This window comes from Mesorhizobium sp. WSM4832 (assembly GCF_055811115.1).
The window spans coordinates 170,247-183,448 of record NZ_JBVVQH010000007.1 but is presented as its reverse complement, the minus strand read 5'-3'; the positions used below and the strand labels follow the sequence as shown (position 1 = coordinate 183,448).

At 63.1% G+C, this 13,202-nt stretch carries 11 protein-coding genes; 4 read left to right on the top strand and 7 right to left on the bottom strand.

Annotated elements, in window-relative coordinates:
- Positions 1-15: 15 nt before the first annotated feature.
- From AC0L2L_RS12580 to AC0L2L_RS12560, 5 genes are all read right to left on the bottom strand, one after another.
- A complete protein-coding gene (locus AC0L2L_RS12580) occupies positions 16-972 on the bottom strand; it encodes a GDP-mannose 4,6-dehydratase (protein WP_473578739.1) in 957 nt (318 codons plus the stop codon).
- A 96-nt stretch (positions 973-1,068) separates the two neighbouring features.
- Positions 1,069-2,052, bottom strand: a complete 984-nt coding sequence (gene gmd, locus AC0L2L_RS12575) for a GDP-mannose 4,6-dehydratase (RefSeq protein ID WP_473578737.1) — start codon at positions 2,050-2,052, stop codon at positions 1,069-1,071.
- An 85-nt stretch (positions 2,053-2,137) separates the two neighbouring features.
- Positions 2,138-3,550 carry a mannose-1-phosphate guanylyltransferase/mannose-6-phosphate isomerase gene (locus AC0L2L_RS12570; RefSeq protein ID WP_473578735.1) on the bottom strand — a complete coding sequence of 471 codons (1,413 nt, stop codon included), beginning with the start codon at positions 3,548-3,550 and terminating at the stop codon, positions 2,138-2,140.
- Positions 3,547-4,968 (bottom strand): phosphomannomutase, encoded by a 1,422-nt coding sequence (locus AC0L2L_RS12565; protein WP_473578733.1) that lies wholly within the window; start codon positions 4,966-4,968, stop codon positions 3,547-3,549. The genes AC0L2L_RS12570 and AC0L2L_RS12565 overlap by 4 nt, the downstream gene beginning before the upstream one ends.
- A gap of 91 nt (positions 4,969-5,059) precedes the next feature.
- Positions 5,060-5,404: a VOC family protein gene (locus AC0L2L_RS12560; RefSeq protein ID WP_473578731.1), complete on the bottom strand. Its 345-nt coding sequence runs from the start codon at positions 5,402-5,404 to the stop codon at positions 5,060-5,062.
- A gap of 216 nt (positions 5,405-5,620) precedes the next feature.
- On the opposite strand from AC0L2L_RS12560, the gene ppdK reads away from it, so the two are divergent.
- The 4 genes from ppdK (at position 5,621) to AC0L2L_RS12540 (ending at position 11,760) form a co-directional block, all read left to right on the top strand.
- A complete protein-coding gene (ppdK, locus tag AC0L2L_RS12555) occupies positions 5,621-8,305 on the top strand; it encodes a pyruvate, phosphate dikinase (protein ID WP_473578729.1) in 2,685 nt (894 codons plus the stop codon).
- A gap of 135 nt (positions 8,306-8,440) precedes the next feature.
- Positions 8,441-9,544, top strand: a complete 1,104-nt coding sequence (locus tag AC0L2L_RS12550) for a glycosyltransferase family 9 protein (RefSeq protein ID WP_473578727.1) — start codon at positions 8,441-8,443, stop codon at positions 9,542-9,544.
- 242 nt (positions 9,545-9,786) lie between these two features.
- Positions 9,787-10,890: a glycosyltransferase family 9 protein gene (locus tag AC0L2L_RS12545; RefSeq protein ID WP_473578725.1), complete on the top strand. Its 1,104-nt coding sequence runs from the start codon at positions 9,787-9,789 to the stop codon at positions 10,888-10,890.
- 126 nt (positions 10,891-11,016) lie between these two features.
- Positions 11,017-11,760 (top strand): polysaccharide deacetylase family protein, encoded by a 744-nt coding sequence (locus AC0L2L_RS12540; protein WP_473578723.1) that lies wholly within the window; start codon positions 11,017-11,019, stop codon positions 11,758-11,760.
- Between the two features lie 176 nt (positions 11,761-11,936).
- Here the strand turns inward: AC0L2L_RS12540 and AC0L2L_RS12535 are convergent, their stop codons facing one another.
- Both AC0L2L_RS12535 and AC0L2L_RS12530 read right to left on the bottom strand, forming a co-directional pair.
- Positions 11,937-12,326, bottom strand: coding sequence for a DUF427 domain-containing protein (locus tag AC0L2L_RS12535; RefSeq protein ID WP_473578721.1), 390 nt, complete (start codon positions 12,324-12,326; stop codon positions 11,937-11,939).
- Positions 12,327-12,660: 334 nt separating this feature from the next.
- A complete protein-coding gene (locus tag AC0L2L_RS12530; protein WP_473578719.1) occupies positions 12,661-13,017 on the bottom strand; it encodes a hypothetical protein in 357 nt (118 codons plus the stop codon).
- Positions 13,018-13,202 lie beyond the last annotated feature (185 nt).

Below are 13,202 nucleotides of genomic sequence, written 5' to 3'. Positions count from 1 at the left end.
GCGGGTCATCCTTGCTTACGTTTTGGCCAGGCGCTCGCGGCAATCCTTGAGCACCGCCGCAAGCGTATCTTCGAAGCGATGCTGAGGCGCCCAGCCAAGTCGGGTCCGGGCGCGGGTCGCATCGCCCACGATGGATGGCAGGTCGCTTGGCCGCATCCGTGAAGGATCCTGTTCCGTGACGATCCTGGCGCTGCTTTGCGCCAGCAGCAGATCGAGAATGTCTCCCATCCGCCAGGAGACGCCGGACGCAACGTTGAAAATAGTGTTTGGCGCAAGATCGTGGCTGCTCGAGACCACGCGCGCATAGGCATTGGCGGTGTCGCGCGCATCCAAGAAATCGCGCCTTGCGTCGAGATTGCCGACGCGGATGACCGGCGGAGCCAGGCCTGCTTCGATCCGCGCAATCTGCATGGCGAAGGCCGGGACGGCAAATGCCTCTGTCTGGCCCGGTCCCGTATGGTTGAAGGGACGCATCCGAGCACACTTCAACCCCTGTCGTGAAAGGGCGCCGAGCGCGAGGTCGGCCGCGGCCTTGGTCACGCCGTAGTCGTCGATCGGGGCAAGCAGTGTGCTTTCGTCGAGCGGTCGTCCGGTCTTCGCGCTTTCGCCATAGACCAGGCCCGACCCGACATGGACCAGCCAGCAGTCCGCAACCTTGTCAAGGATTGCATTGGCCACGTTGAGCGCGCCGCCCACATGAATGCGCCACGTGTTCTGAGGATCGGCCTGGGCAGCACCCAGGGCCGCGACCGCCGCCAGGTGAATGACATGCGTCGGCCGATGACGGGCCACGGCGTCATGGACGGCTGCCGTGTCGGTGACATCCAGCGCTTCGACCTGGCCGAAAGCGGGATGCGGACCACCATCCTTGGAGGTCGCGACAACGGCAATATCGCGGCCGCAAACGCTGCGCAGCGCCTCGCATACATAGGGGCCGACAAAGCCGTTGGCGCCGGTGATCAAAACTCGCATGCCGACCTCGCTAACCATGGCGCACTATCCGCATGCGGATGCATGGCAGAACGCGGTACGTCAAGTCATCAGCGCGTAGACGCAAGAGCTTTCCCTTCAACCTTTGGCGGCCGAATGCCGCTCAAGGTCCGCATCCACCATCTCCTTGATCATCTCTTCCAGCGAAATCGTCGCCTCCCAGCCTAGTTTGGCCTTGGCCTTGCCAGGATTGCCGAGCAGGATTTCGACTTCCGCCGGCCTGAACAGGTCAGGATCGATGACCAGGTGCTCGTCCATCTTCAGCCCTACATGCTCAAACGCGATCCGGCACATGTCGCGCACCGTCGTCGTCCTGCCCGTGGCGACGACATAGTCGTCGGGCTGATCCTGCTGCAGCATCAGCCACATGGCGCGGACATAGTCCCTCGAGTGGCCCCAGTCGCGCTTGGCGTCGATGTTGCCCAGCCGCAGTTCCTTTGCCAGGCCCTTCTTGATGCGCGCGACGGCGTCCGTGACTTTGCGTGTCACGAATTCGATGCCGCGAAGTGGCGATTCGTGATTGAACAGGATGCCGCTCGAAGCGTGCAGGCCGAAGCTTTCGCGATAGTTGACGGTGATCCAGTGACCGTAGAGCTTCGCCACGGCGTAAGGCGAACGAGGGTAGAATGGCGTGGTCTCCGATTGCATCGGCTCCTGGATAAGGCCGTACATTTCCGAAGACGAAGCCTGGTAGAAACGCGCCGTGGGGATTTCGAGGCGCAGCGCCTCGAGCACATTGGTGACGCCGATGCCGGTGACATTGCCCGTCAGGATCGGCTGCTGCCACGAGGATTTGACGAAAGACTGCGCGGCAAGATTGTAGACCTCGTCCGGCCTTACGTCGCGCATGGTTCGAGCCAGGCCCGACAGGTCGGTCAGGTTGCCGTCCACGATCCGCACGTCTTTCTCGATGCCGAGCCACTTCAGGCGCGTGGTGTTGACGTCGGCCGTGCTCGAGCGTCGCGCAAGCCCGTGGACCTCATAACCCTTCGACAGCAGGAGCTCGGCCAGATAGGCGCCGTCCTGCCCGGTAATGCCGGTTATCAATGCTGTCTTTGTCATCAATGCTCTCAGTATGTTTTGATAATTTCTCCCCAAGCCCCGGTTTCGTAGTTGCCCGCCCCAGCCCTGCGGACCAAATCAATCGCTATGCGCGAACATATACGTCGTCGAAGCGCACGATGTCATCCTCGCCGAGATAGTCGCCGCTCTGAACTTCAATGATCACCAGGTCGATCTTGCCCGGGTTCTCCAGCCGGTGCTTGTGGCCGCAAGGAATGTAGGTCGACTGGTTCGTCGCCAGGAACAGTTCCCGATCGCCGTTGACCACTTTCGCCGAGCCGCTCACCACCACCCAGTGTTCCGACCGGTGATGATGCATCTGCAGGCTCAGGCGCCGCCCGGGCTTCACCTCGATGCGCTTGATCTTGAAGCGGTCGCCTTCCTCCAGAACAGTGTAGGTTCCCCACGGCCGGTGCACGGTCGAGTGAAGCAGATGCGCCTCATGCCCTGAAGCCTTGAGCCCTTCGAACAGTTTCTTGACGTCCTGGACGCGGTCGCGGGATGCCACCAGCAACGCGTCCGGTGTATCTACGATCACCAGATCGCTCACGCCGACAGTGCCGATGACGCGCTTGTCCGAACTGATGTAGCTGCCGGAAGTGTCCACCATGTGGACATCCCCGCGTATCCTGTTCCCGCCACCATCCGCCGGGGTCAATTCCGCCATGGCGTTCCACGATCCGATGTCGTTCCATTCCATCTGGCACGGAACCACCGCAAGATTGCGCGTCTGCTCCATCACCGCGTGATCGAGCGAGATGCGAGGCGCGAGCGCGAAATGTTCGGATGAAAGCTCGACCTTGTTGGTATCCCCGTTGCTGAACAGGCCGTGCTCGTAACTTGCGGCAACCGCCTCGAGGACGGCAGGGCAGTGCGCGGCCATCGCATCGAGCATCGTCCGGGCCTTGAAGCAGAAAATGCCGGCGTTCCAGAAGAAACGCCCCGATGCAAGATATGTCTTGGCCGCGTCGAGGTCCGGCTTCTCCACGAAACGGATGACCCTCTCGCCATCGGCCTCGATGTAGCCGAAAGCGGTGTCCGGGCGGCTGGGCAGTATGCCGAGCGTGGCGATCAATCCTTGTTGCGCATGTTCGATTGCCCTGCCCATGACTTGTGTGAATGCGGGCAGGTCGCCGATCATGTGGTCCGCCGGGAAAACGCACAAAATTGCGTCCGGACCCTGTGTCGCGTTGGCGTGGATGACAGAAGCGGCAACCGCGGCGGCCGTGTCCCGCCCCTCCGGCTCAAGCAGGAAAGTATGCGGCGGCACCGCCGGATAAAGTTCGTCGAAATCGTCTTTTGTCAGGAAAAGATGATCCCTTGACGTTACCGCGACAAGCTCAGCGACATCCTTCAGCGAAGCGGCGCGCAGCACGGTGTGCTGGATCAGCGAATGCCCATCCCCAACCTTGAGGAAGGGCTTCGGATGCGACTGCCGCGACGCCGGCCAGAGCCGCGATCCCGCTCCGCCGCTGATTATGACAGGAACCACCTTCATTGCATGGCCTCTGGTTCATTTGTGGTGTCCCGCGCCCGTTCGAGGGCTATTGCCACAATTTCAGTCGCCCTGTCATGGCTGGCGGCCTCGGCATAGCAACGAAATTCGGGAGCGTTGCCGGAAGGCCGCAGGTGGATGATCTCGCCGCTGGCCATTCGCGCCCTGAGACCGTCTGTCTCATCGACATCCGCGACGGAGCCGAAGGGGGCAAGGAACTGCTGCAACGCATCGCGGTCGGCGAGCCTTCGCATCAAGCCGCGCGATGCCTCGACCGGGAAGTTCTCGAGCCGCTCGCTGGCGCAGACCGGAAGGTTCCAGGTTTCGCGCAGGTTCGACAGCGACTTTCCGGTCGATGCCATCGTGCCCAGCACGGCCAGGATCGGCAAAAATGAATCCCGTGTCGGCAGCGCGGACAAAACCCTGCCGTTCACCGGGCAGTCCGATCTCAGAAGAACCCCGCCATTGGCTTCGAAGCCGACGACGACGCCGCCTGCCTGCAGCGCGGCGTCCATTCCCTCTATGACGAAAGGCGACCCCACCTTCGTTCTCTTGACGCTGAACCCGAAAGTCTCGGAGATGCCTGAGTTGGAGGTGACCGGCGTCACCACGATGTCGGCCCTAAGGAACAGGGCCGTCGCCAGCCCGATCAGGTCGCCGCGGAACAGCTCGCCATTTTCATCAATGACAAGAGGACGATCCGCGTCGGCGTCGGCCGAGAGCACGGCGTCGAATTTGAATTCGCGCACCCAGTCTTTCACCTTCGCCATCGTTTCCTGGCCGACGGCCTCCGTATCGACCGGCACGAAAATCTCTGTTTTCCCGACCGGGATCACATCCGCGCCATAGGATCGCAGCACCTCGACGAGCAGCTCCGCCGCAACAGTGCTGTGCTGGTAGACGCCGAGCCTCATTCCGGAGAGGGCGCGTGGGGCAAGAACAGCGTCGACACGGTCTCGAAAAGCCGCGAGCGCCTGTTGATGGTCGGTCGGCCAGTCCGCATGGGCCGGCGGCCACGGATATTGGTCCGACAGTTCAGCGACATGGAGGGTGATCGCGGCCTCGTCCGCCTTGTCTATCTCGCCCTTCGGCCCATAGAACTTGATGCCGTTGCGGTCGGCGGGAATATGCGATCCCGTCACCATGAGCGCTGCGGCGCCGTGCCGGCGGGCGTAAAAGGCAAGCGCGGGTGTGGGGATGGCGCCGCAATCGACTGGCTGGAACCCGGCTGCGGCCAGCGCCGCCATGCAATCCTTGGCGATTGCCGGACTGCTGTCCCGCAAGTCGCGCCCTACGAAGACCTTGCCTTGCTCAAATCCGATCGACCGCAAGCGCCGGGCAAAGCCTTCAGTATAAAGCCCGCTTGGCCTTCCAACCAATTCGGAAGCCAAACCCCGAACGCCGCTTGACCCGAATTTCATCAGTCTGCTTCTGCTGTTGGAAGATCGCCGCTACTTATTGGAGTGAGCCCGCCTGTCAACAGCAAAAAATACCTCGAAATCTGCGTCTTTTCTAATATCCCCAGACGGCCAGTTCGTTGCCGGCCGGATCGGTGAAGTGAAATCGCCTGCCGCCGGGAAAGGAAAAGATCGGCTTGACGATGATGCCGCCGGCGTTCTCGACCGCTTCCAGCGTTTCCTCGAGATTTTCGCAGTAGAGCACCGGCAGCGGCTTGGCCGGCGCCTCGCCGGCATCGGCCTGGAAGCCGCCGTCGAGCCCTTCGGCAAAGGCGGAATAGGTCGGGCCGTAATCGGTGAACGACCATGAAAAGGCGGCGCTGTAGAAGGATTTGACACCGTCCAGCGTGCCGCCCGTCGCCGGCAGTTCCAGATAGTCGAGTTTTCCGTTGAGTTTCATCACGCTACTCCACTATGTTCCCTTTATGTTCTATATCGCGCCACACCCTCCGGCAAGTCTTTTTGACGCAGCTTTTGCTTAATCGATTGTAGTAGCGGCGCCTGCTTGCCGGTGCCTTGCCTTTCGCACTGCAGCATCCTATCGCTCGGATAGGAGAAGGCGGGGAACCGGGCCGTGGTCCGGATGTTTCTATCTTCCACGAACTGGAGGGCAAGCATGACCAAGTGGGTTTACACCTTCGGCGACGGCGCCGCCGAAGGCCGTGCCGGCGACCGCAACCTTCTCGGCGGCAAGGGTGCCAATCTGGCCGAGATGTGCAGCCTCGGGCTGCCGGTGCCGCCCGGTTTCACCATCACCACCGAAGTCTGCAACGCCTATTACGCCAACGGCCGCACCTATCCCGACGCGCTTGAGGCAGATGTCGTCTCGGCGCTCGACCATATCGGCCGGATCACCGGCCGCCGTTTCGGCGATCCCTCGAAGCTGCTTCTGGTCTCCGTGCGCTCCGGCGCCCGCGCGTCGATGCCCGGCATGATGGATACCGTGCTCAATCTCGGCCTCAACGACGAAACGGTCGAGGCCCTGGCCGCCGATTCCGGCGATGCCCGCTTTGCCTATGACAGCTACCGCCGCTTCATCCAGATGTATTCCGACGTCGTCATGGGCCTCGACCATGAGGTGTTCGAGGAAATCCTCGAGGACCGGAAGGCGAGCCTCGGTCATGAGCTCGATACCGAGATTTCGGCCGGAGAATGGCAGGACGTGATCGGGCTCTACAAGGCCAAGGTAGAGGAAGAACTCGGCAAGCCGTTCCCGCAGGATCCCCAGGAGCAGCTCTGGGGTGCGATCGGCGCCGTGTTCTCAAGCTGGATGAATAGCCGCGCCATCACCTATCGGCGCCTGCACGACATTCCCGAAAGCTGGGGCACGGCCGTCAATGTCCAGGCCATGGTGTTCGGCAATATGGGCGACACATCAGCAACCGGCGTCGCTTTCACGCGCAATCCTTCGACCGGCGACAGCCAGCTCTACGGCGAGTTCCTGGTCAACGCCCAGGGCGAGGACGTGGTTGCCGGCATCCGCACGCCGCAGAACATCACCGAGGCGGCGCGCATCGCCGCCGGTTCCGACAAGCCGTCGCTGCAAAAGCTGATGCCCGACGCCTTCCGGGCCTTCGTCGACATCTCCGACCGGCTGGAAAAGCACTACCGCGACATGCAGGACCTCGAATTCACCATCGAGCGCGGCAAATTGTGGATGCTGCAGACCCGCTCCGGCAAGCGCACCGCCAAGGCGGCGCTGAAGATCGCCGTCGAGATGGCGAAGGACGGGCTGATCACCAAGGAGGAGGCGGTCGCGCGCATCGATGCGGCCTCGCTCGACCAACTCCTGCATCCGACCATCGATCCGAAGGCGGCACGTGATGTCATCGGCATGGGCCTGCCGGCCTCGCCCGGTGCTGCCACCGGCGAGATCGTCTTTTCCTCCAGCGATGCCGAGGACGCCAAGGCGCAAGGTCGCAAGGTGATCCTGGTGCGTATCGAGACCAGCCCGGAAGACATCCACGGCATGCATGCCGCCGAAGGCATCCTCACGACGCGCGGCGGCATGACCAGCCATGCCGCGGTGGTGGCGCGCGGCATGGGCAAGCCTTGCGTGTCGGGCGCCGGCTCGCTGCGCGTCGACTACAAGGCCGGCACGCTGCTCTCGATGGGCCAGACCTTCCGCAAGGGCGACATCATCACCATCGATGGCGGCAACGGCCAGGTGCTCAAGGGGGCGGTCGCCATGCTGCAGCCGGAGCTGTCGGGCGATTTCGCCGCCATCATGGAATGGGCGGACGCCGCGCGCCGCATGAAGGTGCGCACCAATGCCGAAACGCCCCTTGATGCGCGCATGGCGCGGTCTTTCGGCGCCGAGGGCATCGGCCTTTGCCGTACCGAGCACATGTTCTTCGAAGGCGACCGCATCGTCGCCATGCGCGAGATGATCCTGGCCGACACCGAGAAGGACAGGCGCGCGGCACTTGACAAGCTCCTGCCGATGCAGCGCTCGGATTTCCTCGAACTGTTCGAGATCATGGCCGGCCTGCCGGTGACGATCCGCCTGCTCGACCCGCCGCTGCATGAATTCCTGCCTAAGACCGAGGCGGAGCTCGCCGAGGTGGCGACTGCAATGAATGTTTCGGCCGACAAGCTGAGGCAGCGCACTGAAGCGCTGCACGAATTCAACCCCATGCTCGGCCACCGAGGCTGCCGGCTCGCGGTCTCTTATCCCGAGATCGCCGAGATGCAGGCGCGCGCCATTTTCGAGGCCGCTGTCGAGGCCGGCAAGAAGGCCGGCGCGCTGGTGGTCCCCGAGATCATGGTGCCGCTGGTCGGCTTGGTGAAGGAACTCGACTATGTGAAGGCGCGCATCGACGCGGTCGCGCAAAGCGTCATGCAGGAGACCGGCGTCAAGATCGACTACCTCACCGGCACGATGATCGAACTGCCGCGCGCCGCGATCCGCGCCCATGTCATCGCCGAATCGGCCGAATTCTTCTCCTTCGGCACCAATGACCTCACCCAGACCACTTTCGGCATCTCGCGCGACGATGCAGCCTCGTTCCTGGAGACCTACCGCCAGAAAGGCATCATCGAGCAGGATCCGTTCGTCTCGCTCGACATTGACGGCGTCGGCGAACTGGTGCGCATGGCTGCGCAAAAGGGCAGGGCGACCCGGCCGGGCATCAAGCTCGGCATCTGCGGCGAGCATGGCGGCGATCCGGCATCGATCCGCTTCTGCGAGGAGGTCGGCCTCGACTACGTCTCGTGCTCGCCCTACCGCGTGCCGATCGCCAGGCTGGCGGCCGCGCAGGCGGCCGTGACGGCGGCGAAGGGTGCCGCAAAACGCGCCTGAGGGTCATTCCGAGAGCGGCTCTGGGTACCTTACGGTTTTGTATGGAATGTCACGCGAACGTGCGTGTGACGGCCTCGAATCTCGACATCGTTCCAAGGAAGTATCCGGCACCGAATTTATTGGTGTCGGATACCCATGTTGCAGATTTCCCCAACCGCATTCCGGTCGATCCTGATCCTGCAGACCAAGTTCATCGGCGACATCGTGCTTGCCTCGGCGCTGGCGAAGAACCTGCAGCTTCAATATCCGGGCGTCAGGATCGTGTTTCTTTGCGAAGCGCATTTCGCCGGTTTCCTGACGGCTCATGGTATTGCCGCCGAGGTCGTCCCCTTCAGCCGCGCCAAGATGCGTGGCTCGCCGCTCGAGCGGGGACGCGAGCTCTTCCGCATGGTGCGCACATTGCGGCGGCATCGGTTCGACATGACCATCGACATTACCGACTCCAAGACCTCGCGGATCATTTCCGACCTGGTCAACGCTCCGGTCAGGGTCGGCTATTCTCCGACGGAGCGACCTCTGCGCTGGCATGAGCGCCAGCCTGCCAATGTCAGGATGAAGCCCTTCGGATTCGGCAAGAAGCATCACCTCTACCGCTATCTGTCTCCGTTGGAGGCGCTTGGCGTCGACTTGCGCGTCAGGGCGCCGGCCATTCGACCGCTGCCCTTCGAGACGACGCGCGCCCTGGCTTTGCTGGCCAGGCACCATATCCGGCCGAGCGCCTTTGTCGCGGTTCATGCCGGAGCAAGTTTCGCCGGGCGACGCTGGCAGCCGGAGCGCTTTGCCGAGGCCATCGACAGGATCGCCGGCGAAACAGGCCTGCGTGTGGTTCTGGTCGGCGGCCCGGACGAAAACGAGGCGACCGAAAGAATCATGGCGCTGGCGAAGACGCCTGTCGTCAATCTGGCGGGCACGCTGCGGCTGGAAACGCTGCTGGCGCTGCTCAAGGAGGCGCGGCTGTTTCTCGGCAACGAAAGCGGGCCGATGCATATGGCCGCCGCCGCCGGCACGCCGGTCGTCGGCCTGTTCGGCCTGACCAACCCGATCCGCTGGGCGCCGGTCGGCGTGCCCAGCATCTCGCTGCGGCCATCCATGCCTTGCGACTGCGTCGGCGGCGATCTGTGCCGGCGGACCGACCCGAGCAAGGCATGCTGCGTCTGGCGCCTGGAGGTCGATCCGGTGGTAGACGCGGCGCTGGAGCTCCTGGCGCGCACCGAGATGGTCCTGGAAGCCGCGGTCTGATTTCGCGGGAAATTCCGCGCCGCCCGTCGGCCGCGTCGCGCCTCTTGGGGCAATTCCATGAAAATAGAGCGTTTTCGCCGTTTGCGTGAAACGGTGGATACGCTCTGTCGGCACGCGAGAGTCGCTATGGTCCGCGACCTTGTCGTCTTGTATATAAGGTCACGCGAATGGGCGCGTGATGGTTCCACATGTCGACGTCTCAATCCAGTTTGGTGGAATCCGACTCCCGTGCCCGGGCACGGATGCTGCAGGTTCGCTCCGGCCCCGTACGCTCGATCCTGATCCTGCAGACGAAGCACATTGGCGATCTCGTTCTTGCCTCGGCGCTGGCGAAGAATCTGCAGCTCGAATACCCCGGTGTCCGCATCGTCTTCCTCTGCGACGCCAGCTTCGCCGGTCTCCTCACCGCCAACGACATCGCCTCGGAGGCCGTGACCTTCCGCCGCTCCCGTATGCGCGGCACGCCGCTGCGGCGCGCGCAGGAACTCGTTGTCACGCTCGTCAGATTGCGCCGCCATCGCTTCGACATGTCCATCGACATCACCGACACGAAGACGTCGCGGTTCATCTCAGGACTGGTTGGCGCACGGGTTCGCGTGGGATACCACACGCGTAAAAGGCTCCTGCGCTGGTTCCAGCTCAAACCTGCCAATGTGAAGGCAAGTCCGTTCGGCTATGGCGAGCGGCACTTTCTCTATCGCTATCTTTCGCCGCTGGAGGCGCTCGGCATAGATCTGCGCGTGCGGGCTCCCGCCATCGAGCCGCCACCGTTCCAGACGACGAAAGCCTTGGCGCTGCTGGACAAGTTCCAGCTCCGGCCGAACGAGTTCGTCGCGGTGCATGCCGGGGCAAGCTTCCCCGGGCGCCGCTGGCAGCCCGAGCGCTTTGCCGCCGCTATCGACCGGATATCGGCCGAAACCGGTCTGGACGTCGCTCTGGTCGGCGGTCCGGATGAGAAAGATGCGGTCGAAAAGATCCTTGCGACTGCGAAGACGCCGATCGTCAATCTGGTCGGAGCGCTGCCGCTCGAAACCTTGCCGGCGCTGTTCAAGCAGGCGCGGCTGTTTCTCGGCAACGACAGTGGCCCCATGCACATGGCGGCTGCGGCCGGCACTCCTGTCGTCGGGCTGTTCGGCCTGCAGAGCCCGTCCAACTGGGGGCCGATCGGCGCGCCGAGCATCCCGGTGCGGCCGTCCATGCCTTGCGACTGCGTCGGCGGTGACCTGTGCGAACGGCCGGACCCCAACAAGGCGTGTTGCGTCTGGCGCCTGGAGGTCGACGCGGTCGTGGCGGCCACGCTCGAACTCCTGGCGCGGACGGGGACTGCCCTGGAAGCCACGGCGTAAGGCGAAAGCAAATTTTCGCGATTGCCGTCCCATTTTCGCCTAAATGCCAGTCTGTTGAGACAAGTCTCGTAGAGGCTTTCTTGGCGCGATGCGGCGAACGGCCGGCGTGCCGGCTTGGAATGGATGATGGGTCTGCTTAGAAATTCTCTTTGCGCGATGGCGCTGTCGCTGTTCGCGGCGTCGGCAGGCAGTGCCGCGACGTTGGTCGAGCCGACGCTGCATCTGAAACCTCAGGGCGCTGATGCTGGCGGTCGCGTTGCGCTGACGCTCGATGCCTGCGGCGGGAAGACCGACACAAGGATCCTTTCGGCCCTTGTCGACAACCGGATACCGGCGACCATTTTCGTGACCGGCCTCTGGCTGAAGCACAATGCCGAAGCTGTTGAGATCATGCGGGCGCATCCTGATCTGTTCGAACTGGAAAACCATGGTGGCCGCCATATTCCGGCGGTCGATACGCCGCAGAAGATTTATGGCATCCGCAGCGCCGGCAGTCCTGACGCCGTGCAGACCGAGGTCGAATCCGGCGCCGCCGCCTTGGCCAGTGCGGGCGGGCCGGCGCCGAGATGGTTTCGCGGCGCTACCGCCGAGTATAGCCCTTCGGCGATCGCCATGATCCGCAAGCTGGGCTTCAAGATCGCCGGCTTCTCGGTCAATGGCGACGGCGGCTCGCTGCTCGGCGCGAAGGAGACGGCACGCCGCATCGGCGCCGCCAAGGACGGCGACGTCATCATCGCCCATATCAACCAGCCGACCCATGCGGCCGGCGAGGGCGTGGTTCAGGGGCTGCTTGCTTTGAAGCAGAAGGGCATGACCTTCGTTCGCCTGGACGATGCCGAAGACGTGGGCAACGACGGCACGACGGATTGAGAGCGCGGTGCGAGGCCGAAGCGACCGCTGAATTTCAGCAGCCACACCCTTCCGGGATTGACGTAAACGCCCATCCCTTCGTCATCCACGGGCGAAGCAAGGAGCGCAACGACGCATGACGACGTTCCGGCTTCGCCTGTATCGGCCGGCGCCAATGGCCGCGCCGGATCGGGAACTCAGTCCGGCGTGGCTTCGACCGTCACCTTGTTCGTGTAGAACGCGCCGTGATTGCGGATCTCGGTCATTTCGTCGAACGGCTGTTCGTAGGCCCACATCGCATTCTTGCCGGCTTCGCCGGCCTGCTGGACGCTCCAGTAGCTGGCGTCGCCCTTGTAAGGACAATGCGTCGAGTGCTCGGTGCTGACGAGCTTGCTGAAATCGATATCGTCGAACGGGATGTAGAAGGCCGCCGGATAGGGCGGTTCCGACAGTACCTTGGCCCGGTTCGACCTGGCGATGACGGTATCGCCGGCGCGCACCGTGACGCTGCCGCGATAGGGTTCGACGGTGATCACCTTGTCGGGATTGCGTTGAAAGCCGGGGGCTGGATTGGCGAGTTTGTCCATGAATGGTCTCCTTGCGGGAGATTTAAATGTGTCGGGCGGGCGCGTCGCGCAAGCCCGCGCGGCGCGAGGCGTCATCACCATTCATTGAACGTCTGCCGCCCAACGCGGTTCGGCGTTTGATAGGCACGCCGACCCGCCCCAACTCTTGTTTCACGCAATTCCGGACGGAAGGCTACGGCCAAGCCGCCGAGCCTGACCGCTGCGCACTTTTCCTGGAATTGCCCTAAAGCGCGTCGCGCTGAAACGGATTCAGGCGCCGCGCTTTGAGTCCTTGTTTTGATGCATGTCGTTGTCCCAGAACCGCTGCACCCTTCTGGGCGACATGCATTAGCCGTCAGGCGGCCGTCTTGAAGGCATCCATGAGGCCGGCATAAGCGGCGGCAATGCCTGCGACCGGATTGGTGCTTCTTGCCGCGGTTTCGACCTTCAGCGCGCCGCCGGAGGTCGGCAGCGTTAGCAGCAGGAACTGGCGATTGCCGGCGTCGCCGATGCAGGCGGCGGCGACATGCTCGCCGTCGGCGCCGTTTTCGACGCGCATCTTGAACAGCAACGTTCCGCCGACGGCTTCAAGTGCGCCGCCGACGACTTCGGCAAATTCATCTTCGGAAACGGTTTTGGTGTCCGGCGTCAAATCGTCCAGACTGTGGGCAAGCGTGCTTTCGAGGGCTTTATCGTCGAGCTGCGCGTCCATGCGAACCTCTCCATCCGCCAATCTCACCCAGCCCGTTAATGAACCTTAACGGCGACGATGGCCGGATTATGGCGGTTCTCCCAGGTCCTTCGATCCATCCACCGGCTTCGACCTATGACAGCTGGACAATCTGCCGGTTCGTTCCACAATGCGTGAAACAAACGACGCGAATGCGCAAAGGGGAG